This is a genomic window from Micromonospora sp. NPDC049175, assembly GCF_043197345.1.
In the GTDB taxonomy this organism is placed as follows: domain Bacteria; phylum Actinomycetota; class Actinomycetes; order Mycobacteriales; family Micromonosporaceae; genus Micromonospora.
The window spans coordinates 685892-707494 of sequence record NZ_JBICSY010000002.1 but is presented as its reverse complement, the minus strand read 5'-3'; the positions used below and the strand labels follow the sequence as shown (position 1 = coordinate 707494).

The window sequence follows — 21603 nt, the reverse complement described above, 5'->3', positions numbered from 1 at the left end:
TTCGCAACAATGACTCTGCGGGTCGCCCCGCGTGGAACGGGCGGCCCCGGCGCGGTGCGAACGCCGGGGCCGCCCCCTGCGGAGGAATGTCGAGTGGCACTCCACCCGCCCGGCGACAGTGCCGGGGGAAACGTTACGGCGCTGTCAGCTCCCGGACAGTCAGCTCGCCCTCGGCGTACCGCGAACGGACGACCTTCTTGTCGAACTTGCCCACGCTCGTCTTCGGCACCGAGTCGATGAACGCCCAGCGCTCCGGCAACTGCCAGCGCGCCACCGAGACGGCCAGGAAGTCCCGCAGCTCCTCGACGGTGATCGAGGCGCCCTCCCGGACCACCACGGTGGCCAACGGTCGTTCGTCCCACCGCTCGTCCGGCACACCCACCACGCACGCCTCCAGCACCGCCGGGTGGCCCATCAGCGCGTTCTCCAGCTCGACCGAGGAAATCCACTCACCGCCGGACTTGATCACGTCCTTGGCGCGGTCGGTGAGCGTGATGAAGCCGTCCGGCGAGAGGGTGCCCACGTCGCCGGTACGCAGCCAGCCGTCGCGGAACTTCTCCTCGTCCGGGGCGTCCTCACCGACGTACCGGGCGGTCACCCACGGCCCACGGACCTCCAGCTCGCCCACGGCCTTGTCGTCGGCGGGCAGCGGCTCACCGGACGGGCCGACGATCCGCGCCCGCACACCCGCCGGCACCCGCCCCTGCGTGTAGCGGTATCGCCACGCCTGCTCGCCCGTAGCGCCGGCGGGCGGACGCGAGACCGACCCCAGCGGGGACATCTCGGTCATCCCCCAGGCGTGGATGACGTCGATCCCGTGCCGCTCGTCGAACGCGTGCATCAGCGCCGGCGGGCAGGCCGAGCCGCCGACGATCACCTCGGTGAGCGAGGACGTGTCCACGTCGTGGGTGTCCAGGTAGGCCAGCAGATCCGTCCAGATGGTCGGGACCGCGCCGGCCAGGGTGGGCCGCTCGGCGGCGACCATCTCGGCGATCGGCGCGGCCTGGAGGAACCGGTCCGGCATGATCAGCGACGCGCCGGAGAGGAAGGCCGCGTACGGCAGACCCCACGACATGGCGTGGAACATCGGCACGATGGCCAGCTCCCGGTCGGTCGGCGCGAGACCGAAGCCCTCCGGCATGCAGACCTGCAACGAGTGCAGGTAGATCGACCGGTGCGAGTAGGCCACGCCCTTCGGGTTGCCGGTGGTGCCGGAGGTGTAGCAGAGCGCCGCGGCGTCACGCTCGTCCACCTCGGGCCAGTCGTACACCTCGGGCCGGTCGGCGAGCAGCGCGTCCCAGTGGTGCACGGTGATCCGGTCGCCGGCCGCCGCCACCAGCGGCGCCGGGTCACCGCCGCCGACCACCACCACGTGCCGCACCGTGGTCAGCTCACCGATCACCCGGGCCAGCAGCGGGATGAGCGTGCTGTCGACGAGCACCACCCGGTCCTGCGCGTGGTTGGCGATGTAGGTGACCTGGTCGGGAAAGAGCCGGATGTTGAGGGTGTGCAGCACCGCGCCCATGCTCGGCACCGCGAAGTAGGCGACCAGGTGCTCGTTGTTGTTCCACATGAAGGTGGCGACCCGCTCGTCACCGGTCACCCCGCACTCGTCGCGCAGCGCGTGCGCCAGCCGGGCGGCGGTGCGGCCCACCTCGGCGTACGTCATCCGGCGGGGCTCGGCGCCCGTCCAGGTGACCACCTCGGCAGAGCCGTGGACTCCTGCGCCGTGATCGAGGATCCGGGAGACCTGCAGAGGGGCGTCCATCATCGTGCTACGCATGGGTAACAAGCTAGTGTCGGCGGTCACACGTTGGGAACCCCCGTAAGTTGTCGCAGGTGAGCATTTCCTGGGCCGACTCGTACGTGGGGCAGTTGCGCGCGCTCGCCGGGGATCGGACGCTGATGTTCGTCGGCGCCCGCGCCGTGGTCAGCGACAACGCCGGACGCATCCTGCTGATCCAACGCTCGGACAACGGCCAGTGGGCCATGCCGGCCGGGGCGATGGAGTTGGGCGAGTCGATCGCCGACTGCGCGGTCCGCGAGGTCCGCGAGGAGACCGGGTTGCGGGCGCTGCGGGTCTGCGCGTTCGCCCTCTACACCGGCCCGGACCGCACGAGCACGAACATGTACGGGCACACGTACCAGGTCTTCACCACGGCGTTCCGGGTGGAGGAGTGGGACGGGCAGCTCGCCCGGGTCACCGACGAGACCACCGACGCGGGCTTCTTCCCCCGCGACCGGTTCCCCGCCCCGCTCTCCACCTCGGTCACCGAGACCCTTGCCGACCTGGACGTCTTCGAGCAGACGAACCGGCTCATCCTCAAGTAGGCCGACCCAGGGGGCCCTGCCTCACTGCGGGTGGCGAAGTCCGGCGAAGAAACCCTCCTGGATCCAGTTCGGGTACGCGACCGGAAGCTTCGTGACCTCGTCCAGTTCGGCGAGGTCCTGCTCGGTGAGCGTGAGATCCGAGGCGGCGATGTTGTCCACCAGTTGCTCGTGCTTGCGGGCCCCGACGATCACGCTCGTCACGGCCGGCCGGGACAGCAGCCAGGCGACCGCCACCCGGGCCGGGCTGACCTCGTGCCGCGCGGCGACGCCCTTGAGCACGTCGACCACGCCGAAGGCGAGGTCGGGGTCGAACGGCGTGAAGCTGGCGTAGCCGGGCTGGGCGCTGCGGGCGCCACTGTCGGCGACGGCGCCGTCCCGGCCGACCTTGCCGGAGAGGAAACCACCGGCGAGCGGGCTCCACACGGTCAGCCCGATGCCCGCGTCGAGCGCCATCGGCACCACGTCGCGCTCGACGTCGCGACCCAGCAGCGAGTAGTACTCCTGCACCGAGACGAAGCCGGCCAGCTTCTCGCGGGCGGAGATGCCAAGCGCCTTGGACAGTTGCCAGGCGGCGAAGTTGGCGGCGCCGATGTAGCGGACCTTGCCCTGCCGGACCGCGTCGTCGAGCGCCCGCAGCATCTCCTCCATCGGCGTGACCTGGTCGAAGTTGTGGATCTGGTACAGGTCGATGTGATCGGTGCCGAGCCGGCGCAGGCTGTCCTCCAGGTTCTGCATGATGTGCAGCCGGGAGGTGCCGACGTCGTTCGGCCCGGGGCCGGTACGAGAGTGCACCTTTGTGGCCAGCACCACGTCCCGACGGCGCTTGCCGAGCGCCCTGCCGAGCAGTTCCTCGCTCTCGCCGTCGCTGTAGCCGTCGGCGGTGTCGACGAAGTTGACCCCGGCGTCCAGCGCGGTGTCCACCAACCGCTGCACGTCGGGCAGCGCCAGCCCACCGAGGGTGCCCCAGAGGGGGTGCCCGCTGCCGCCGAAGGTCATCGCGCCGAGCGAGATCTCCGAGACGTACACCCCGGTGGTGCCCAGCAGTCGGTACTTCACGTGTCGCTCCTCGTGATGAGGGGTTCGGAGGCCGAGGTCGGGCACTCCCTGGTCATAGTGTCGGACAGTGTGTCCGGCAACGAGCGTACGTCGCCGCTCCGCCCCCGGCCACCCAAGGTCCGGTTCATGAGGGCGGTCATGAACCAGGCCTTAGGATCCGGCTATGCCCTCGATCACCCGCCGCCGCCCGAGCAACCCCGACGGACGAGCCGCCGTCGAGGCGCGGGTGCTGACGGCCACCGAGCGGCTGCTCCAGCAGGGGGTTCGCTTCACCGACCTCGGCGTCCAGCGGATCGCCGCCGAGGCCGGGGTGGCGAGGTCGACCTTCTACACCCACTTCCGGGACAAGAGCGAGTTGCTCATGCGCCTCGCCGGCACCATGCGGGAGAGTTCCTTCGGCCGCACCGGCGAGTGGAACCCCGGCGGACCGGGAGATCCGCTCGCGCTGCTGACCGAGATCTTCGCCGACGTGATCCGGATATACCGGACATACGCCCCGGTGTTGGCGGCGATCAGTGAGGTCGCGGCGTACGACGAGGCGGTCCGGGAGTACTGGGCGGCGGGGCTGGAGCAGTTCGTCACCCGCACCGTCGACGTGCTCCGGATCGAGCAGCAGGCCGGGCGTACCCCCGCCGACCTGGACGTGACGACGGCCAGCCGGCTGATCGTGGTCGGCGGCGACCGCTTCCTGGCCGACCATGTCAGCACGACCTCGGCCGACCCCCAGACCGACGCGGCGGCCGCCCGGGAGTTGGCCGCGACCTGGTGGTACGGCGTCTACCGCCGCCCCGCCTGACCCTCTCGCCCCTCCGGATCGACCTGATCCACTCCGGGAGTCGGGGCATCCCGGCGCGCGGACACCCCGACTTCACCGACCCCGAGTCGATCATTCCTACCAGCCGATGACTTCAGGCCGCGGTGGGGCCGAACTGTTCGGTGAAGCGCCCGGTGAACAGGTCCACGCCCTTGTACTCGGCGACCGTCGCGGCGGGGACGACGGCCGGGCCGTCGGGCGTGGGCATCTGGCCGACACCGTGTCGCGACCCGAGCGGGATCAGGATCATGGGATGGGGCATCGGTTGGTAGGTGGCCGTCTGCTGCCCGCCACTCAGCTGCGCGGTGATGTTCCGCGCCACGACCTCGGCGTGCCGCAACGCGTACGCGGCCATCTTGTCCTCTGCGACATCGGTGAGGTCGCCGATCGCGTAGACGTGTTCGAGGATGCCGTCGGGCCCGCGCACGTTGAGGGTTTCCGTGACAGCCACCTGCCCCTGCGGGGTGAGCGTCGTCAGTCGCCCGTCACCGAGGTAGTCACTGTTGGTCCGCAGACCGAAGGCACGGAACCAGATGTCGGCGGTGATCTCGTCGCCGTCGGTGGTGGTGGCCGTGACGGTCGCGGCCCGACTGGCGTCGGTCGTCAACGGTGCGGCCAGGCTGGTGCCCAGCCGCACCTGGATGCCCAGCTCGTCGAGCTGCCGGTGCAGGTCGTCGCGCAGCTCAGGCTCGAAGCCGGGCAGCAGTTGCTCGGCGGGATCGACGAGGGTGACGTGTTTGTCCGGCCAGACGTCCTTGATCTCACCGGCCAGTTCCAGTCCGACCGGCCCGGCGCCGAGGATCAGGACCCGTTCGGCGCTGGCCAACTCCTTGTGGGTCTGACGCAGGTCGTCGAGCGCCGCGTCGACGGAGTCGGCGTTGAGCCTGGCCGGGTAGGCGTAACTGGAACCGGTGGCCAGCACCAGATAATCCGCCGCGACACGCTGACCCGAGGCCAGCGTGACACCACCGGAATCCACCGAGACCACTCGATCCCGGAGCACCGTGCCCCGCGTGAGCACCGTGTCGAAGGGAAAGAAGATGTTGCCTGCCCACTCGGGCCGGACCAGCGCCCGCAGCGCCCCGGCGACGTTGACGAACGCGTCCCGAGGATCGATGAGGACGACATCGGCAACCGACTCCAGCGCCTTGGCGACCGCCGTACCCCCGTACCCGCCGCCGACTACCGCAACCGTACGACTCATGACCCAACTCCAACCGACCGGAACTCCCGCTCGACAGCTGTCGAGCGCCTCCCTTCACGGTCGTCAGTTGGCCGGAGCCCAGGGAGACCGGACCGAGGCTGGTAGTGGCAGGGACACCATCCGATCAGCCGGCATTGTTACCTTCGGATGGTGAGCAACAACGAGCTTGGGTTGTTCCTGCGCCTCCACCGGGAAGCGGTGAAACCGGCCGAGGTGGGGCTTCCCGCTGGGCCGCGCCGTCGCGCACCGGGGCTACGCCGATCCGAGGTGGCGGCCCTCGCCGACGTGAGCGTCGAGTACGTCACGAGACTCGAACAGGGCCGCGACCGTCGACCGTCCCCGCAGGTGCTCGCCGCGCTCGCGAACGCACTCCGGATGAACGGGCACGAACGCGCCCACCTGCACCACCTCACCAAGGCGGCCGATCCCAGTTACAACTGCCGGGGCCGCAGCACCCCGAGAGGCGAGGTACGTCCGACCGTGCGGGCGCTGGTCGACCGTCTCGAACCCGCACCGGCGGTGCTGCTCAACCAGCTCAGCGACGTCCTCGCCCACACCGCCGGGTACGTGCGGCTGGTCGGTCCGATCGGTCTGCTGGACGCGACGCCGGCCAACCTCGCCCGGTTCATCCTCGGCGACGCCCGGGCTCGCCGCGCGTACCCCGACTGGGACCACCTGGCCGACGAGCAGGTCGCCGCCCTCAAACAAGGCCCGTTCCGGGCCTACCCGCCGATGGCCGCCCTGGCCGACGAACTGACCATCACGGCGGGTGACGCCTTCACCCGGCGCGTCGACACCGTGCCCAGCCTGCCGAAGGCCAGCGGCATCTTCCGGCTGGCCCATCCTGAGGCGGGTCTGCTCCGGCTCACGTACGAGACCCTCGATCTCCCGGCGGACGACGACCAGCGTCTGATCGTGTACCTGCCCGCCGATGCGGCGACCTCCGACGCGCTCGATCGCCTCAACAGTCAACACCCGCAGCCGCTCCGCCTCGTGGCCAGCTGACGCCGACCGCCCCGGAGCAGTCCGGGGCGGTCGGTGTCGAGACGCTCAGATCATCGTCTGGGACTTGGCCTCCATGTCGGCGGCGGCCTCCTCCTTGGACTCGCGGGTCAGCGGCTTGCCGCCCGGGGCCGGGGCCTCACCGCCGAGCGGGTCGGCGCCGCCGGTGGCACCCTGCGGGCCGGCACCCCGTAGCTGCGTGTTGGGCAGCGTCAGGGTGACCACCACCGCCACGATCGCGATCAGGCCGGCGGTCAGGAAGACCATGTCCAACGCGTCGACGAAGGCGCCCTGGATGGCCGCGCGGACCGGCCCCGGCAGGGCCAGGATGGTGGCCGGGTCGTTGATCGAGATGTTGGTGCCGCCACTCGCCGCCACCGCGGCCTGCTCCTGCGGCGGAAGTTGTGCGATCGCGCCGGGCAGCCGGTCGCCGAGCCCGCTGGCCAGCCGGGACGAGAGCACCGTGCCGAGGATCGCCACCCCGAACGAACCACCGAGTGACCGGAAGAAGGTCGCCGAGGACGTGCCGGCGCCCAGGTCGCGGACGGAGACCGCGTTCTGCACCGCCAGGATCAGCGACTGCATGCACAGACCCAGACCGATGCCGATCACCACCATGAAACCGAACGCCACCCACAGGGAGGTGCTCACCTCCAGCCGGGTGAACAGGAACATGCCGACCAGCAGGGTCACCGAGCCGGCCACCGGGAACCACTTGTACCGGCCGATCCGGGTCATCGCGCGACCGGTCAGGATCGAAGTGATGATGATGCCGGCCATCATCGGCAGCATCAGCAGACCGCTGCGGGTCGGCGAGGCGCCCTTGACGATCTGCAGGTACAGCGGGATGAAGATGATCGAACCGAACATCACCAGACCGATGACGAGAAGTGCCGAGTTGGCCAGGGCGAAGGTGGCGCTGCGGAACAGCCGCAGCGGCAGGATCGGCTCGGCCACCCGGGCCTCCTGGAGGACGAAGAGCACCCCCAGCACCGCACCGACGACGAAGAGCGTGATGATCACACCCGATCCCCAGGCGTACTCGTTGCCGCCCCAGCTCAGCGCGAGCAGCAGCGAACTCACCCCGGCGACCAGCAGGCCGGCCCCGAGCCAGTCGATCGAGTGGTCCCGGCGTTCGAACGGGATCAACCGCATCACGTGGTAGCAGACCACGATGGCCAGGATCGCCAGCGGCACGTTGATGTAGAAGATCCACCGCCAGTCGGTCTCCGCGAAGTAACCACCGACAAGCGGTCCGGCCACCGACGAGATGCCGAAGACCGCGCCGAACAGGCCCTGGTAACGCCCGCGCTCCCGGGGCGACACCACGTCCGAGATGATGGTGAACGCGAGCGTCAGCAGACCACCGGCGCCGAGACCCTGGATGCCCCGGGTGATGATCAACTGGGTCATGTTCTGCGACAGCCCGGCCAGCAGCGACCCGACCAGGAACGTGCCGATCGAGAAGAGGAAGACCGGGCGGCGCCCGTACAGGTCGGCCATCTTGCCGTACAGCGGCGTCGACGCCGTCGAGGCGAGCAGGTACGCGGTGACCACCCACGAGTAGTGGTTGATCCCGCCCAGCTCCCCGACGATCGTCGGCAGAGCCGTACCGACGATCGTCTGGTCGAGTGCGGCCAACAGCATGCCGGTCATCAGGCCGAACATGAGCAGCCGGATCTGCTGACGATTCAGCACCGGCGCGGCGGAGGCTTCGGTGGTCATGTGGCCTTCTATCCCGCACACCGAAGAACATGCGCCCAACCCCCAAAAAACCCCCTGCCCAACCCCACCCCACCCCCGCCCCCACCGCCCGACCGTGGGCGTTGATCATGAGGTTATCGCCACGACACGCCGAGCTGGAGGGCTATAACCTCATGATCAACGGGGGTCTCCGGGGTGGGGGACGGGGGCAGGGGGGCGGGGGCAGGGGGCGGGGGTGGGGGCGGGGGCGGGGGTGGGGGCGGGGGTTAGGGGGCGAAGGTTTTGGTGATTTCTGCGCAGAAGGCGGGGAGGTCGTCTGGTTTGCGGCTGCTGGTCAGGTTGCCGTCGGTTACGCACTCCTCGTCGACCCAGGTGGCGCCGGCGTTCGTCAGGTCGGTACGCAGGCTGGGCCACGACGTGATCCGTCGGCCGCGCACGACGTCCGCCTCGATCAGCGTCCACGGACCGTGACAGATCACCCCGACCGGCTTGCCCGCGTCGAAGAACGCCTTCACGAACCGCACCGCGTCCGGGTCGCTCCGCAGGAAGTCCGGGTTCGCGACACCTCCGGGGAGCACGAGCGCGTCGTAGCCGTCGGCGTCCGCCTTGTCGGCCGTCACATCCACGTCGTACGTCTTCGACTGGTCGAGGTGGTTGAAGGACTGGATGGTCCCGGGCTTGAGCGAGACCAGCTCGACGGTCGCGCCGGCGTTCTCGACCGCCTCGCGCGGCTGGACGTACTCGACCTCCTCGACGCCGTCGGCGGCCAGGAAGGCGATCCGCTTGCCCTGTAGTTGCGCTGCCATCTCGGTACCTCTCCTTTCCGGGGTTACCTCAATTCCCTTCCCGCCTCCGGACGCCCGAAACGGCCCAGCCGGGCGCTAAGGGCACGGCGGGGACGTAGCCGCAGGTCAGGTGCCGGCCAGGTTTGTCCCGGAGGGCGCTGGGGACCCGGGGAGGCATGGCAGGAGCAGCAGCGGAACAGCGCCGGCTCGCCACCGTCGTGGAGAGCTGGCTCGAACGCCCGGTCCTGATCGTCGGTGACGCCATGTTGGACGAGTGGCGGTTCGCCGACTCCGACCGCCTCTGTCGAGAGGCGCCCGCACCGGTCCTCACCCTGCGCCGACGGATCTCCGCCGCCGGTGGGGCCGCGAACACCGCGGTAAACGTCGCCGCCCTCGGCGGTCGGGCGGTGCTCGTGGCACCTGTCGGCGCCGACGTGGCCGGCGACGAGTTGCACGACTGCCTGGACCGCGCGGGCGTCTGGGACCGCACTGTCAACCAGCCCGGACGGCCCACGCCGGTGAAGCGGCGGATGCTGGCCGGCAACCAGATCCTGCTCCGCGAGGATTCCGGCGACCCGGACGACGCGCTCGACCCGGAGGGCGTGACCCGGCTGCTCACCGCGCTGAGCTGCGCCACCGAGGAGTTGCGCGCCGCCGCCGGTGGGGAGGCGCCGACCCTGGTGGTCTGCGACTACGGCCTGGGGGCGCTGCCCGCGCCGGTCCGCGCGTGGCTCGTCGAGCAACGCGAGCGGTACGCCACTGTCGCCTTGGACGCCCACGACCTGGCCGACTGGCGGGGCCTCGCGCCGACAGTGGTCACGCCCAGCTTCGCCGAGGCGACCCGGCTGCTCGCCCGCGCCGCCGGCGCGACCCGACCGACCGCCGGCACCGAACTGCACCTGGAGCACCCGCACGGTGACCCGGCCGACGGCCCGTCCGAGCTGACCGTGGGCGCGGCCCCCGGCGGGGTAGGCGCCGACAACGGCACCGAGAGCACCACCGGCCGCCCGGGACCTGTCGGTGAGCCCACCCCGGGTGAGGACCGGGTGGCCCTCACCGGCGACGGGCTCAGCGTCACCGGCACCGGCGTCACCGTGAACACGCGGGCCGGGGAGGGCGTGGACCGGGCCGTCCTGGCGGAGTCACGCCTGGCGGAGCTGCGCGCGCACACGGGCGCGGACGTGGTCGCGGTGACCCTGGACACCGAGGGGGCGGTGGTGGGTGGCGCCGACGGGGAGCCGCGGCGCAGTCACAGCACACCGGTCCCGGCGAGCCACGCCGTGGGCGCCGGCGACGCGTACCTGGCGGCGATGACGTTGGCCCTGGCCGCCGACGCGCCGCTGCCCACCGCCGCCCAGCTCGCCCAGTTGGCGGCCACCATCACCGTCTCCGACACCGGCACCTGCGTGTGCCGGCGGGAGGACCTGCTCACCGCGCTCGGCCAGCCGATCGAGACCAGGAACCATCCCGCCCTCGTCGGCAGCGACGAGTTGGACGCGATCGTCGCCGAGTACCGCGAGGCGGGACGGTCGGTGGTCTTCACCAACGGCTGCTTCGACGTGCTGCACCGGGGGCACGTGCGCTACCTGGAACAGGCCCGTGCGTTGGGTGACCTGCTGATCGTGGCGGTCAATTCGGACGGCAGCGTACGCCGGCTGAAGGGCCCGGACCGGCCGGTCAACCCGGTCGAGGACCGGGGCGCCCTGCTCGCCGCGCTCGCCTGTGTGGATCATGTGGTGGTGTTCGAGGAGGACTCACCCGCCGCGCTGATCGAGGCGGTCCGGCCGGACATCTACGTCAAGGGCGGGGACTACCCGCCGGAGCTGGTCCCGGAGGCGCCGCTGGTGCGCCGGCTGGGTGGCCAGGTGCACACCCTGGGGTACGTGCCGGACCGGTCCACCTCGGCGATCATCGAGCGGATCCGGTCACACAGCCAGGACCCGTCGCCGACCACGGGTGAGCGGAAACCCGACCCGTCGCCGACCACGGGAGAGCGGGAACCCGACCCGTCGCTCAGCTCCCGTACCCAGGCGTCGTGAACCGCCCCCTGGACCTCGGCACCCCGGCGGAGTTCCGCACCGACCGGCTTGTCGACGTGCTGATCCCGACCCGGAACCGGCCCGCCGAGCTGGCTGTCACCCTGGCCGGTCTCGCCGCCCAGGACGATGTGCCCGGCTTCGGGGTGGTGGTCAGCGACCAGTCCGACGGGGATCCGGCGTACGCGCATCCCGCCGCGGCCACAATGGTCCGGGCGCTGCGCCAGCGGGGTCACCCGGTGCTGCTGACCCGCCGGTTGCCCCGCCGGGGGTTGGCCGAACACCGGGCGTACCTGCTCGCCGCCTCGACCGCCCGGTACGTCCTCAACCTCGACGACGATGTCTGGCTGGAACCGGGGGCCCTGCACCGGCTGGTGACGGCGATCGGCGAGCTGGGCTGCGGCTTCGTCGGCAACGGTGTGCACGGGCTGTCGTACGCCGACGACAGGCGTCCGGACTCGCACGGGCACTACGAGGAGTGGGCCGGACCGCCGACGCCGGAGCGGATCCGACCCGACACCCCGGAGTGGAACCGCGCCCGCATCCACTCGGCGGCCAACCTGCTGCACATCACCGAGCAGTTGGCGTTGCCGCCGGGTGCGTGGCGGGCGTACAAGGTGTCCTGGATCGGCGGGTGCGTGCTCTACGACCGGGCCAAGCTCGTCGACGCCGGCGGCTTCGACTTCTGGCGTCGGGTGCAGGAGAAGCACCAGGGTGAGGACGTGGCCGCGCAGCTCGCGGTGCTGGCCCGCGACGGCGGTGCGGGCGTCCTGCCCAGCGGCGCGTACCACCTGGAGTCCCCGACCACGGTCACCGACCGGGACGTGGAGGCGTGGGAGGTCGTCCTCGCCGACGAGGACACCCCGCAGCCGGCCTGAGACTACGGAGTGAGCAGCTCCCGGGCCGCTTCCAGCACCTCGATCACCGGAACGTCGGCGACGAAGGAATCCCGGTGCGGGCACTCACCGTCGCCGGGCCGGTGCGGGTAGATGCCCGGTGTGCAGTCCACCCCGCAGACCGGGCAGTGCACAGTCCACGAGCTGATCGGCCGGTGCCGGCCGCGCAGCGGGCTGGCCCCGTTGATCAGGTTGCCGACCCAGAAGATGCCCACCGTGGGCGCGCCCACCGCGGCGGCCACGTGCAACGGGCCGGTGTCGTTGGAGACCACCAACGCGCAGTCGGCGTAGCAGCCGACCAGCCCACCCAGGCTGAGCGTGCCCACCTGTGGGCGCACCGGCACCTGAGCCGCGGCGACGACCCGGTCCACCACCTCCCGCTCCGCGGGCGTGCCGGTGACCAGCACCTCGTAGCCGTCCTCGTGCAGCGCACGCGCCACCTCGGCGAAGTGCGCGGCGGGCCAGCGACGGCGGTTGTCGGTGGCGCCCGGGTGCAGCGCCACCCGGGGCCGGTCCGCCGGGCCGAGCACCTGGGCGGCCTCGGCCCGATCGGCGTCGGTCACCGCGAGCGTCGGCGTGATGGTGGTCGCCGGCGCTCCCACCAGCCCCACCACCTCCAGGTAGCGGATGACCTCGTGCTGGTAGTAGACGTAGCGGAGCCACCGGTCCAGCGGCGGCGCGTCGTCGGCGCGCAGGCCGACGGTCACCCGGGCGCCGAGGCGACTGATCAGCGGGTTGGAGTTGGCGCCGCCGCCGTGGATCTGCACGGCCAGGTCGCACCCGGTCGCGGCGGCCAGGAAGTCGTCGATCGACGACTCCGGCTCGCCCGGCTCGGGAGCACGGATGCCGGGCGCGGGCGGCACCACGAGCACCCGATCCACCGGGCCGGGCCGGTCGCGCCAGAGCTTCGCGTGCCACGGCGCTCCGAGCAGCACGATCTCCGCCGCGGGGTACGCGGCACGCAACGCGTCCAACGCCGGCAGGGCGAAGATGAAGTCGCCAAGGGCGTTGGCGCGCAGCACCGCGATGCGCCGCACGTCGTCGACGCGCCCGGCCGTCGGGCCGAGCAGGGACGGAGTGACCACGCAGCCCGCTACGTCCGGTCGACCTCGCCGGCGGTGTCCGGGCGGTGCAGCTCCCGGTCCGCGGCGGGGTCGGCCGGCATCGGCGTACCCGTGGACAGGTCGCCGGAGCGCGGCCCGGTGCGGCCGACGGTGATGGTGCGCGGCGCGGGTCGGGTCGCCCGGGGCAGGCGGACCCGGAGCAGGCCGTGGTCCATGACCGCGTCGATGGCGTCCGGGTCGGCGCGCGACGGCAGGTTGATGCGGTATTCGAAGCCGCGGGTCTCGAAGCCGCCCGAGATGCCCTGGTCGGCGTTGACCTCCGCCTCGGAGCGGGCCCGTACACACAACTCGAGGTCGTCCAGCTCGACCGCCACCTCCTCCGGCGCCACCCCGGGCAGCCGGACGACGACCTCCCAGCCGTCGGCGGTCTCGGTCAGCTCGACGTCGGACGCGTTGGCCCGGCCACCGACGAGTCGGCTCAGCTCGGCGCGCAGCGACTGCAACTCGCCCATCGGGTCCCAGCCCTGCTGCCGGCCGCCGCGCCAGCCCCGACCGAATCCGCCGGCCTGCTGCTCGCTCATCGCGCCTCTCCGATCCGCTGGGTGGCCGTCGACGGCCGTAGTGAGCTGGGCGCGTCCAGGCCGGCGTCGGCGTCGACGCCCACGCCGAGCCGGTCGACCAGTTCGCCACCCAGCCAGGCGCTGATGCCGAGGATCCCGACCGCGACCACCTCGATGGCGACGAGTGCGCCGCCCGCGGCCCGGGAGTCGGCATTGAGCCGCACGGCCCACACGGCGGCGAAGAGCAGGATCACCGCGACGTTGGCGGCGGCGTGCAGCAGACCCACCCGCTTGGCCCGGGTGCCGGTCGGGATGGCCAGCAGGTCGAACGCGCCGGCCGCCGCCGCGAGGAGACCGCCGATCAGGCCGACGGTGATGTTCCAGTACGCGACCTCGCCGAGGAGGTCGGGGCCGCCGACGGTATCGACCACGTCGAACAGCACCGCCGTGGCCAGCAGCGCGACCGGGAACATGACGAGCATCGGATGGACTGGATGACCCAGTACCTTGAGTCGGCTCTCCATCTCCCGGCCTCCACTTGTCGGCGTCCTGCGGAACGGTCTCGTGCGGCGGGCGCGTCGGGTGAGGCCCTACCCCCGGCGACCGGGCACAAACCTCACCCTGGTCACGGCGGCCTAGGCTGACACGTGGCGGTGCCCGCCAACGGGTCAACGCCTGAGGGAGGATCACGTGACGGTGGAGATCACTTCGCACGAGGAACTGCGCGAGTTGCTGGGGGCACCAACCGCGCGGGCCGTCAACAAGGAACGCCGACGCCTACACGAGCGGGACCGTGAGTGGCTTGCCGCGTCGCCGTTCTGCCTGCTGGCCACCGCCGGTGCGGACGGTAGCTGCGACGTCTCCCCCAAGGGCGACCCGGCCGGGTTCGCCATGGTGCTGGACGACACGACAATCGCGCTGCCCGAGCGGCCGGGCAACCGGCGGGCCGACGGTTACCGCAACATCCTGGACAACCCACACGTCGGGTTGCTCTTCCTGATCCCGGGGCGCACCGACACGCTGCGGATCAACGGGCGGGCGCGCCTGCTCAGCGACGCGCCCTGGTTCGACGACATGGTGGTCAAGGGACACCGGCCGGTGCTCGCCGTGGTGGTGGAGATCGAGCAGATCTTCTACCACTGCGCGAAGGCGTTCCTGCGGTCCGCGCTGTGGCAGCCGGAGACCTGGCAGCCGGACCTGCTGCCGTCGCGCCCCCGCCTGATCAAGGAGGTCGAGGCACCGGCGGTGAGCCTGGAGGATCTGGAGCGGCACTACGGCCCGGAGTACGCAAAGAACATCTACACCTGATCCCGCCGCACGACAGGAAGATCGTGCTCGACCTCAGTAGCCGATTCTCAGCGCCAGTTGGTTTCACGTGCGCCCGTCCTCGGCGCGGGTCTGCCGCCGCGCGTAGGGGGCGAGGAAGAACGCCGCACCGGCCCAGACCAGGCAGTAGGCGCCCAGGCCGACAGCGCTGACCGACTCGTGCAGCCCGAAGTAGCCGATGACGAACTGTGTCGTCGGCAGCAGGAACTGGAGCATCCCGAGGACCGTCAGCGGCGTCCGGACCGCCGCGAAGCCGAACAGCACCAACGGCAGCGCGGTGACCAGGCCGGTGCTGACGAGCAACACGGACCGGACCGGACCGTCCCCAAGGTGGCTCTGGCCCGTCGCCGACAGGAAGGCGAGGTACGCGGCGGCGGGCACGGCCAGCGTGGCGGTCTCCACCGCCAACGCCCGCCAGCTCGGCATGGCCGCCCACTTGCGAAGCAGTCCGTAGATTCCGAAGGTGGCGGCGAGGCCGATCGCCACCCACGGCGGCCGTCCGGCGTCGATCCCCAGCCACACCACGCCCCCCGTGGCCAGGGCCACGCCGACCCACTGGACGATCGCCATCCGCTCCCGCAGCACCGCCAGGCCGAGAAGCGCGGTGAAGAGCGGATTGATGTAGTAGCCGAGGGCCGCCTCGATCACCCGCCCGTTGTTGACCGCCCAGATGTAGAGGCCCCAGTTGGCGCCCACGAAGCAGCCGGCGCCGGCCAGCAGCGCCAGTACCCGTGGCTGCCGCCGGATCGCCCGTACCCAGCGGAGGTCGCGCTGGATCGCCAGCACGACGGCGACGAAGACCAGTGACCAGACGATGCGGTGGGCGAGGATCTCCACCGCGGAGGCCGGCTCCAGCAGCGGCCAGTAGAGGGTCAGCAAACCCCAGAGGAGGTACGCCGCCGTTCCGGCCAGCACGCCGGCTCGGGCCTGACGCATCACGTCCGCGGCTCGGTGAGGAACACCCCGAGTGCCAGCGCCACGAGGGGAATCAGGCAGATGATGGTGAACACGCCCTCGGGACCCCACTTTTCCGCGGCCACGCCCAGGACGGGCGCGATGAGGCCCCCGATGCTCACGGCGAGTCCGAGTGTCACACCGGCCGCGGTGCCGGGCCGCGTCGGCAGGTAGTCCTGGCCCAGCTTGACCAGCACCGCGAACGGGATGTTCAGGGCGGCGCCGGCGAGCACGGCGAGGAGCAGCGGCGGATACTCCCCGGGCGTGAACCGCAGGCCGACGAGCGCGGGTATGGCGACGATCGCGCCGAGCTGCACGGTGCGGACCATCCCGACCCGGTCGGCGATCCGGCCGCCCAGCAGTGTTCCGAGAACCCCGCCGACCAGGAAGCAGGCCAGCGCGGCCCCGGCGAGGCTCTTGCCCGCGCCCAGATGGCGTATCCAGAACAACTCGATGAAGGTGATCGCGCCGAAGAAGGCCACCGATCTGACGGTCTCGATGCCCGTCAACACCAGGAAGGGAATCCAGCGGTCCGAGCCGTTGTCGGAAACGGAGCGGGCGGCCGGCCGCGGTAGCCGATTGCGGTACAACAGGAAGCCCATCAGTACGGCCGGCGGGATGAAGAGCGCCGTCGCTCCGACGCCCATCGCGATGAGTGCGGGAGTGGCAAGTACCGGTGCCAGGAAGAACCCGACACTGCCGCCGGCGGCGAAGATACTCATCGCGGTGGCGCTCTCACCGGCCGCCACCCGGGCCGACTTTCCCGCGGCCGGGTGGAACATCGCCACGCCGAACCCCGAGGCACAGAGCAGCAACCAGACCGCCACGTAACTGTGCACGAGACCGGAGAGGCCGAGCCCGATTCCGGCCAGCGTCACGCCCGCCCCGGCGAGCCAGTCGAGCCGGTAACGGTCGACGGCGACGCCGATGAACGGCTGCGGGACGGAGCTACCCAGGGTCGCGGCGAGCGTGAGACCGCCGGCGGCCACGTAGCTGTAGTGGCGGTCCAGCACGAAGTACGGGACGCAGGCCGGCACCAGACCCTGGTAGAGGTCGTCGACCGCGTGGGCGGCACTCCACAGTCGCATTCGCCGCCACGCCGACGGTTGCTCGTCCAGCGGCACCATCGTCCCAGGGTTGGCCGAGTTCACCCGGCTGCCCATCTCCGTCATGATCAGCTCTCTCGTCCGGTGTCCTCAGGAAGGATGCCCGGTCGCCTCAGGTGCGGACTATCGATATCCTGCCGATTTATGTCGACAAGCAGCCAAGATGTCGATGGCCCCGCCCGGGTGCCCCTGGCCGACCGCGACCGGATCGACTGGCACACCCACGCCCGCCATCAACTGGTCTGTCCCCGCAAGGGTGTGCTCGGGGTGTCGACGCCGACCGGGCTGTGGACCGTGCCACCGGATCGGGCGGTGTGGATCCCGGCAGGTGCCGCCCACGCCCATCGGGCGTACGGGCCCACCGACATGCGCGCGATCATGTTCGACCGCCCGCTGAACCCGCTGGGTGTGGATCAGCCGACCGCCCTGGCCGTCTCACCGTTGCTGCGCGAGGTGATCGTCAAACTCACCGACGGCGAGGAGCTGACCGACGACGAACAGCACAATCTCGAACGGGTGGCTCTTGACCAGCTACGACGGACCGCCACGTTGCGCCTGCGCCTGCCGTACCCGGACGACCCCCGGTTGCGGGATCTTGCCGAGATCCTGCTCGAGGACCCCACCGATCGCCGCACCCTCGGCGAACTGGGCATGGCCGTGGGCGCCGGCGCGCGTACCCTCAGCCGACTGTTTCGGGAGCAGACCGGGATGTCGTTCCCGCACTGGCGGACCCAACTGCGGCTGCACCACTCGCTCACGTTGATCGCCCAGGGCAAGTCGGTGACCACCACCGCCACAGCCAGCGGTTACAGCGGTCCCAGTGCGTTCATCCAGGCCTTCCGGGGCTACTTCGGGATGACGCCGGGCGAGTACTGCCGAAGCCGGTGACGCGAAGGATCCTCTCGCGGACGGGAACCGGCCGGGCGGCTGCCCGGATCGCCATTCTGATATCCGCCGCGGTGCCCATCCCGCCCTGGCCCAACGGGGCTACGCGACTCCGGCTCGCGTGCCACGATCTCGGCCATGCGTCTTCCGTTCGGCCTGCTCGTCGCGTCCGTCGCGGCCGGTCTGCTCTCGGCCGGGGCGGCGCTGGTCGCCAGTCCAGCCGCGTCGATGCAGTTCGGCCTGGTCATGCTGCTCACACTGCTCGGCTACGTCCTGCTGAGTCGCGGTGAGCGCCGGGTGCGGTGGGCCGTCGCCGCCGGCATCGGGCTCCTTGCCGTGGTGGCTGCCGTGCGACTGCACTGGCATCAGGAGCAGTCCGTCGACGTGGGCTGGGTGGCATACGGGCCGGCGGCTGCGGAGACGTCCATCTTGGGGCCGTGGCGGGACTCGATCGACAGGCAACGGCTCGCCGCGCTGGGCCTGGCGCTCGGCGCTGCCTGTCTCGCGGCCGGCGTGTTGGCACTGCCGTCTCGCGGCAGACGACGGGGTGTGGCGACGGCAGTCCTCGCACTGCTGCTGCTCGCCTGGTTCGGGCTGGACTCCACCCCGGAGTTCGTCGACCATCCACTGCCGGACCTGCTCGGGACGGTGTGGCCGGCGCTGCTCGCTGCCCTCGTGACCATGGGGGCGCTCGCGCTGTCCGGGTGGCGCGCGGACCGCCGTTGGCTGCTCCCGGTGGGGTTGTTCCTGCTGTCCCTCGCAGCGGCCGACGCGTACTCGAATCTCGCCGGGTTGTGGTCGGGCTGGTGGGAGATGGCCAACCCGGACCGGGACGCCTTCCTGCAACTGGGGATGGCGGTGAGTAGGTCAACGGAAGACACCCTTCAGGTATCGTCGGCCGTGGAGACGGCGATCCCGCTCGCCGGGGTGGGATTGGCGGCCGTCGGCGCGCTGCGCAGCTCCCGCGAGGTCACGGACCGGACGGGCTTCCTGCTGATGGAGGACGACGGCAACAAGCGCGAGGAGTAACTGGGTGGCCTGCCTCCGTGCGGGTAACCGCTGTCGCCTTTTCCGTGCGCGGTCCACGACATCCACCCCTTCCTGCCTTCCCGCCAGCCACCGGTAATATCTCCATGTTTTGATCTCCAACGGGGAGGAAGATCTACATGCGATGGAAGTTCCCGGCCGGCGCCCTGATAGCGCTGGCGTTTCTGGTTCCGGCGGCACCGGCGGTGGCTCAGGCTGGCTCACCCGGGCTGAACGCGACCTGCCAGACGGTCGAACGCAACACGTACACGGATATTCGTAAGGCTGTCACCATCGATCTGGATACCGCCGACCTCGGGCAGTTGCGGCTGCTGGCCTATCGGATCCTGGACACGGCAAAGAAAGAGGAGTTGCCCGGGCTGCCGGAGGCGATCGAGAAGGCGCTGGGCGGCACCTCGGAGGAGCTCCGGACCTTCCTCAAGTCTCGCTTGCAGGACACCTGGTGGACAGCTCTGCAGATCTCGGTGGGCCGGACGATGACGGGTGCTGGCGCCAACGTGAAGGACGCCGCGCAGAAGACGCTCGACGCCGACTCCATCGACGCCCTCCTGGCTTACCTGAACGACGGCCTGTACGCCGCACGTGTGAGTGACTGCGCGGCGCAGCCCACGTCGACGCCGAGCGCGACGCCCAGTGCGACGCCCAGTGCGACGCCCAGTGCGACGCCCAGTGCGACGGCCAGCGCTACGACGTCCGTTGCGCCGACCCCCACCTCCTCCGCCAGCCTGGGCGCCTCCGGCGGTGACGGTGGCGGACTGCCCGTCACCGGCACCAACACCATGACGGTGGCCAGCATCGGCGGCGCGCTTCTGCTCCTCGGCGGCGTGGGTTACCTGATCGGACGCCGACGCCGTTCCCGCTTCGTGGCATAGCTCGCTCGACGCGCCCGGCTCGACGCCTCGTCGGGCCGGGCGCGATACTTTCCGTCCTGATCCGTCATTCCCTGTGGAGTTCCGACAGATCGGTAACCCAGGTCGATCCCGTGGCCGAGCGCCTCATCGCCGACCTGTACCCCCAGCTCAGCAGCGACGATGCGTCGGGTCCGGCACATCGGCCGTGACGGTTTGACGCGGGCGATGACCGCGACAAGATTCTGGTGACCCCTTCCGCCACTGGTAAGTGCTCGGACCACAGTGCCGGCGGGGCCGCCGCGCAGCCGCCCTGGCGATCATCCGCGCCACGTCGTAGGTCGGGCGCAGGTTTCTGTCCCACGGCCGGCTGATTCTCGCGCCGCTGTGACTTTTCTGACCACAATGCCGGCGCGCCGCTCCGGAGAGGTCCCGCAAGCAGGATGCCTCGGCCGAAGGTGCCGTTGACGACCTTCGCAAGCGACGGAGCCCAGGCCACTGACCTGGGCATTCGTACGGAGGCGTCCCCCGAGGAGCGCCCCCAGGTCGGTCGAGGCGGAGGCGGCTCACCGGACGCGCACGGGGCAGACACCGGCAGGCTGGCTCGGTAGTATCCGGCAGAACCGCATTGATGAAGATCACGGGGGATAAGAGAATGCACTCATCGTCCAGCGGTTGACGCAGCGTGGCCGTCGTCGCCGACGGCATTCACCCTCTTGATCCCCTCGCGTCGTGTGGCGAGCCTTCCGGATCAACGGTTCCTGTGGTGAACATTTCGCCCTCCACCTCAACGGACGGGTGCCGTCGCATCGTGCTCGGGTCCCGTATAGGGGTTCAACCGGAGACCGCGAACGCCCGCCGGATGACTCATGAGGAGTTGCAGTGACCGACGTCGACATGATTCGAGACCATCTCAGGAAGGAAAAACTGCTCCCCGACTCCTGCCTCACCGCGTACATCGGTGGGTCCTTCGCTCGCGGCTGGCACAACGAGGCCAGTGACGCCGACGTCTACGTGGTCTCCGAGGAGGCCTGGGCCGGCCCGACGGCCGTCCCTCTCGCGGTTGGCCTGGAGCCCGGCCACGTCCTTTCGGAGCAGACGCACGTCGGTGCGCTGCGGTGCGACGTCGAGTACTGGACGTCGGCGCAGGTCGACCAACTGTTCGCGAAGATGAGCTGGGAGGCGTTGCGCAGCGGTGCGGCCGCCTCGACCCGGTTGTCGGTCGACGAATCGTTCTTCCTGGAGCGCGTCGGCCACGCCGTCGCCCTCGACGGTGCCGAGTGGCTCGCCGAGCGGCAGGCCGCGCTGCGCGCCTCGGCGTACGTACCGGGTCTGGTCATCAAGGCCTTCAACATGACCGATGGCTACGCCGAGGACGCGGCTGGCCAACTGGGCAACGGTGACACCGTCAGCGCCGTCCTCTCCGCCCGCCTCGCCTTCAACCACGCGGTCGAAGGTCTGCTTGCCCACCGCGGTGAGTACGGCAACAGTCCGAAGTGGCGGGCTCGCCGGTTCCAGGCCGCCGACCCGCCGGAGCTGAGCTTCGAGGAGTACTGGGCGCTCGAGACCATGCGGTCGTTCGACGCGGACCATCCGGAGCAGTGGATCGTCGAGGTGATCACCGTCAGTCGCCGGCTGCAGTCCCTGGTGCCGATCGGATGAACGACTCCGAGGTGCCGCGGGTCAGTCTCTACAGCCGCGTACGTCGTGTCGCCGGAGCCCTCGTCGTTGCGGGCCGGACGGAGACAGAGGAACCGCTCGAACTCGACGAGACCGCCGAGCTGATCTGGCAGTCGATCGACGGCCGGCGCACGGTGCGCCAGATCGCCGCACGCGTAGCCAGACAGTACGGCGAGGAAGAGGTGGAGCTTGTCGCGGATGTCGCCGCCTTCTTGGACGACCTCACGGCGCGTCGACTTGTCGAATGGCCGGGCGACGCCCGCCGGCCACCATCCTGACGGGGCGCGGCGCTCGGCCTCCATCAC

At 70.7% G+C, this 21603-nt stretch carries 21 protein-coding genes; 11 read left to right on the top strand and 10 right to left on the bottom strand.

The genetic code is table 11. From position 1 onward, the window contains the following. Positions 1 to 133: 133 nt before the first annotated feature. Positions 134 to 1783 (bottom strand): fatty acid--CoA ligase, encoded by a 1650-nt coding sequence (locus tag ACGFH8_RS10210; protein WP_393365773.1) that lies wholly within the window; start codon positions 1781 to 1783, stop codon positions 134 to 136. Between the two features lie 56 nt (positions 1784 to 1839). On the opposite strand from ACGFH8_RS10210, the gene ACGFH8_RS10205 reads away from it, so the two are divergent. Then, entirely contained in the window at positions 1840 to 2331 is a 492-nt protein-coding gene (locus tag ACGFH8_RS10205; RefSeq protein WP_357812105.1) for an NUDIX domain-containing protein, read from the top strand. Positions 2332 to 2352: 21 nt separating this feature from the next. Here the strand turns inward: ACGFH8_RS10205 and ACGFH8_RS10200 are convergent, their stop codons facing one another. After that, positions 2353 to 3387, bottom strand: coding sequence for an aldo/keto reductase (locus ACGFH8_RS10200; RefSeq protein WP_393365771.1), 1035 nt, complete (start codon positions 3385 to 3387; stop codon positions 2353 to 2355). Positions 3388 to 3550: 163 nt separating this feature from the next. Here ACGFH8_RS10200 and ACGFH8_RS10195 point away from each other — a divergent pair, with 163 nt between their 5' ends. Then, a complete protein-coding gene (locus ACGFH8_RS10195) occupies positions 3551 to 4183 on the top strand; it encodes a TetR/AcrR family transcriptional regulator (RefSeq protein ID WP_393365770.1) in 633 nt (210 codons plus the stop codon). A gap of 112 nt (positions 4184 to 4295) precedes the next feature. On the opposite strand, the gene ACGFH8_RS10190 is transcribed toward ACGFH8_RS10195, so the two are convergent. Then, entirely contained in the window at positions 4296 to 5405 is a 1110-nt protein-coding gene (locus tag ACGFH8_RS10190) for an NAD(P)/FAD-dependent oxidoreductase (protein WP_393365768.1), read from the bottom strand. A gap of 147 nt (positions 5406 to 5552) precedes the next feature. On the opposite strand from ACGFH8_RS10190, the gene ACGFH8_RS10185 reads away from it, so the two are divergent. After that, positions 5553 to 6410 carry a helix-turn-helix transcriptional regulator gene (locus ACGFH8_RS10185; RefSeq protein ID WP_393365766.1) on the top strand — a complete coding sequence of 286 codons (858 nt, stop codon included), beginning with the start codon at positions 5553 to 5555 and terminating at the stop codon, positions 6408 to 6410. 45 nt (positions 6411 to 6455) lie between these two features. Here the strand turns inward: ACGFH8_RS10185 and ACGFH8_RS10180 are convergent, their stop codons facing one another. Next, positions 6456 to 8132, bottom strand: coding sequence for an MDR family MFS transporter (locus ACGFH8_RS10180; RefSeq protein WP_357251784.1), 1677 nt, complete (start codon positions 8130 to 8132; stop codon positions 6456 to 6458). 245 nt (positions 8133 to 8377) lie between these two features. Continuing rightward, positions 8378 to 8917, bottom strand: coding sequence for a type 1 glutamine amidotransferase domain-containing protein (locus ACGFH8_RS10175; RefSeq protein WP_393365764.1), 540 nt, complete (start codon positions 8915 to 8917; stop codon positions 8378 to 8380). A 155-nt stretch (positions 8918 to 9072) separates the two neighbouring features. On the opposite strand from ACGFH8_RS10175, the gene rfaE2 reads away from it, so the two are divergent. Both rfaE2 and ACGFH8_RS10165 read left to right on the top strand, forming a co-directional pair. Continuing rightward, positions 9073 to 10935: a D-glycero-beta-D-manno-heptose 1-phosphate adenylyltransferase gene (gene rfaE2, locus ACGFH8_RS10170; RefSeq protein WP_393365762.1), complete on the top strand. Its 1863-nt coding sequence runs from the start codon at positions 9073 to 9075 to the stop codon at positions 10933 to 10935. Then, positions 10932 to 11810: a glycosyltransferase family 2 protein gene (locus tag ACGFH8_RS10165; protein ID WP_393365760.1), complete on the top strand. Its 879-nt coding sequence runs from the start codon at positions 10932 to 10934 to the stop codon at positions 11808 to 11810. Before rfaE2 ends, ACGFH8_RS10165 begins: the two co-directional genes overlap by 4 nt. A 2-nt stretch (positions 11811 to 11812) precedes the next feature. On the opposite strand, the gene ACGFH8_RS10160 is transcribed toward ACGFH8_RS10165, so the two are convergent. Genes ACGFH8_RS10160 through ACGFH8_RS10150 form a run of 3 tightly spaced genes read right to left on the bottom strand, consistent with a single transcriptional unit; the run spans position 11813 to position 13976 of the window. Next, the gene (locus tag ACGFH8_RS10160; protein ID WP_393365758.1) at positions 11813 to 12913 is read right to left on the bottom strand and encodes a glycosyltransferase family 9 protein; all 1101 of its coding nucleotides are present in this window, start codon (positions 12911 to 12913) and stop codon (positions 11813 to 11815) included. A gap of 8 nt (positions 12914 to 12921) precedes the next feature. After that, positions 12922 to 13473, bottom strand: coding sequence for an Hsp20/alpha crystallin family protein (locus ACGFH8_RS10155; protein WP_393365756.1), 552 nt, complete (start codon positions 13471 to 13473; stop codon positions 12922 to 12924). Further along, the gene (locus ACGFH8_RS10150) at positions 13470 to 13976 is read right to left on the bottom strand and encodes a DUF2231 domain-containing protein (RefSeq protein ID WP_393365754.1); all 507 of its coding nucleotides are present in this window, start codon (positions 13974 to 13976) and stop codon (positions 13470 to 13472) included. Before ACGFH8_RS10150 ends, ACGFH8_RS10155 begins: the two co-directional genes overlap by 4 nt. A gap of 166 nt (positions 13977 to 14142) precedes the next feature. Between ACGFH8_RS10150 and ACGFH8_RS10145 the strand changes: the two genes are divergently transcribed. Continuing rightward, positions 14143 to 14760 carry a pyridoxamine 5'-phosphate oxidase family protein gene (locus ACGFH8_RS10145; RefSeq protein WP_393365752.1) on the top strand — a complete coding sequence of 206 codons (618 nt, stop codon included), beginning with the start codon at positions 14143 to 14145 and terminating at the stop codon, positions 14758 to 14760. 63 nt (positions 14761 to 14823) lie between these two features. On the opposite strand, the gene rarD is transcribed toward ACGFH8_RS10145, so the two are convergent. Beyond that, positions 14824 to 15714: an EamA family transporter RarD gene (rarD, locus tag ACGFH8_RS10140; RefSeq protein ID WP_393365750.1), complete on the bottom strand. Its 891-nt coding sequence runs from the start codon at positions 15712 to 15714 to the stop codon at positions 14824 to 14826. Beyond that, positions 15714 to 16904, bottom strand: coding sequence for an MFS transporter (locus ACGFH8_RS10135; RefSeq protein WP_393365748.1), 1191 nt, complete (start codon positions 16902 to 16904; stop codon positions 15714 to 15716). The genes rarD and ACGFH8_RS10135 overlap by 1 nt, the downstream gene beginning before the upstream one ends. Before the next feature lie 78 nt (positions 16905 to 16982). On the opposite strand from ACGFH8_RS10135, the gene ACGFH8_RS10130 reads away from it, so the two are divergent. The 5 genes from ACGFH8_RS10130 to ACGFH8_RS10110 all read left to right on the top strand — a co-directional run bounded on the left by ACGFH8_RS10130 (position 16983) and on the right by ACGFH8_RS10110 (position 21576). After that, positions 16983 to 17726 carry an AraC family transcriptional regulator gene (locus ACGFH8_RS10130; RefSeq protein WP_393365746.1) on the top strand — a complete coding sequence of 248 codons (744 nt, stop codon included), beginning with the start codon at positions 16983 to 16985 and terminating at the stop codon, positions 17724 to 17726. A gap of 135 nt (positions 17727 to 17861) precedes the next feature. Continuing rightward, positions 17862 to 18752 (top strand): aminopeptidase, encoded by an 891-nt coding sequence (locus tag ACGFH8_RS10125; RefSeq protein ID WP_393365745.1) that lies wholly within the window; start codon positions 17862 to 17864, stop codon positions 18750 to 18752. Positions 18753 to 18889: 137 nt separating this feature from the next. Further along, the gene (locus tag ACGFH8_RS10120) at positions 18890 to 19642 is read left to right on the top strand and encodes an LPXTG cell wall anchor domain-containing protein (RefSeq protein ID WP_393365743.1); all 753 of its coding nucleotides are present in this window, start codon (positions 18890 to 18892) and stop codon (positions 19640 to 19642) included. 858 nt (positions 19643 to 20500) lie between these two features. Beyond that, on the top strand, positions 20501 to 21280 hold the full coding sequence (locus ACGFH8_RS10115) for a nucleotidyltransferase domain-containing protein (protein ID WP_393365741.1): 780 nt from the start codon (positions 20501 to 20503) through the stop codon (positions 21278 to 21280). Continuing rightward, positions 21277 to 21576 (top strand): PqqD family protein, encoded by a 300-nt coding sequence (locus tag ACGFH8_RS10110; protein ID WP_393365739.1) that lies wholly within the window; start codon positions 21277 to 21279, stop codon positions 21574 to 21576. Before ACGFH8_RS10115 ends, ACGFH8_RS10110 begins: the two co-directional genes overlap by 4 nt. The last annotated feature ends 27 nt before the right edge of the window (positions 21577 to 21603 follow it).

What these genes read in the sequence shown, in the direction of transcription:
- ACGFH8_RS10125 (WP_393365745.1), top strand. Translation starts at nt 17,862, where the DNA reads ATGCGTCTTCCGTTCGGCCTGCTCGTCGCGTCCGTCGCGGCCGGTCTG.
- ACGFH8_RS10190 (WP_393365768.1), bottom strand. Translation starts at nt 5,405, where the DNA reads ATGAGTCGTACGGTTGCGGTAGTCGGCGGCGGGTACGGGGGTACGGCG.
- ACGFH8_RS10180 (WP_357251784.1), bottom strand. Translation starts at nt 8,132, where the DNA reads ATGACCACCGAAGCCTCCGCCGCGCCGGTGCTGAATCGTCAGCAGATC.
- ACGFH8_RS10195 (WP_393365770.1), top strand. Translation starts at nt 3,551, where the DNA reads ATGCCCTCGATCACCCGCCGCCGCCCGAGCAACCCCGACGGACGAGCC.
- rfaE2 (WP_393365762.1), top strand. Translation starts at nt 9,073, where the DNA reads ATGGCAGGAGCAGCAGCGGAACAGCGCCGGCTCGCCACCGTCGTGGAG.
- ACGFH8_RS10135 (WP_393365748.1), bottom strand. Translation starts at nt 16,904, where the DNA reads ATGACGGAGATGGGCAGCCGGGTGAACTCGGCCAACCCTGGGACGATG.
- ACGFH8_RS10210 (WP_393365773.1), bottom strand. Translation starts at nt 1,783, where the DNA reads ATGCGTAGCACGATGATGGACGCCCCTCTGCAGGTCTCCCGGATCCTC.
- ACGFH8_RS10150 (WP_393365754.1), bottom strand. Translation starts at nt 13,976, where the DNA reads ATGGAGAGCCGACTCAAGGTACTGGGTCATCCAGTCCATCCGATGCTC.
- rarD (WP_393365750.1), bottom strand. Translation starts at nt 15,714, where the DNA reads ATGCGTCAGGCCCGAGCCGGCGTGCTGGCCGGAACGGCGGCGTACCTC.
- ACGFH8_RS10110 (WP_393365739.1), top strand. Translation starts at nt 21,277, where the DNA reads ATGAACGACTCCGAGGTGCCGCGGGTCAGTCTCTACAGCCGCGTACGT.
- ACGFH8_RS10130 (WP_393365746.1), top strand. Translation starts at nt 16,983, where the DNA reads ATGTCGACAAGCAGCCAAGATGTCGATGGCCCCGCCCGGGTGCCCCTG.
- ACGFH8_RS10155 (WP_393365756.1), bottom strand. Translation starts at nt 13,473, where the DNA reads ATGAGCGAGCAGCAGGCCGGCGGATTCGGTCGGGGCTGGCGCGGCGGC.
- ACGFH8_RS10175 (WP_393365764.1), bottom strand. Translation starts at nt 8,917, where the DNA reads ATGGCAGCGCAACTACAGGGCAAGCGGATCGCCTTCCTGGCCGCCGAC.
- ACGFH8_RS10185 (WP_393365766.1), top strand. Translation starts at nt 5,553, where the DNA reads ATGGTGAGCAACAACGAGCTTGGGTTGTTCCTGCGCCTCCACCGGGAA.
- ACGFH8_RS10120 (WP_393365743.1), top strand. Translation starts at nt 18,890, where the DNA reads ATGCGATGGAAGTTCCCGGCCGGCGCCCTGATAGCGCTGGCGTTTCTG.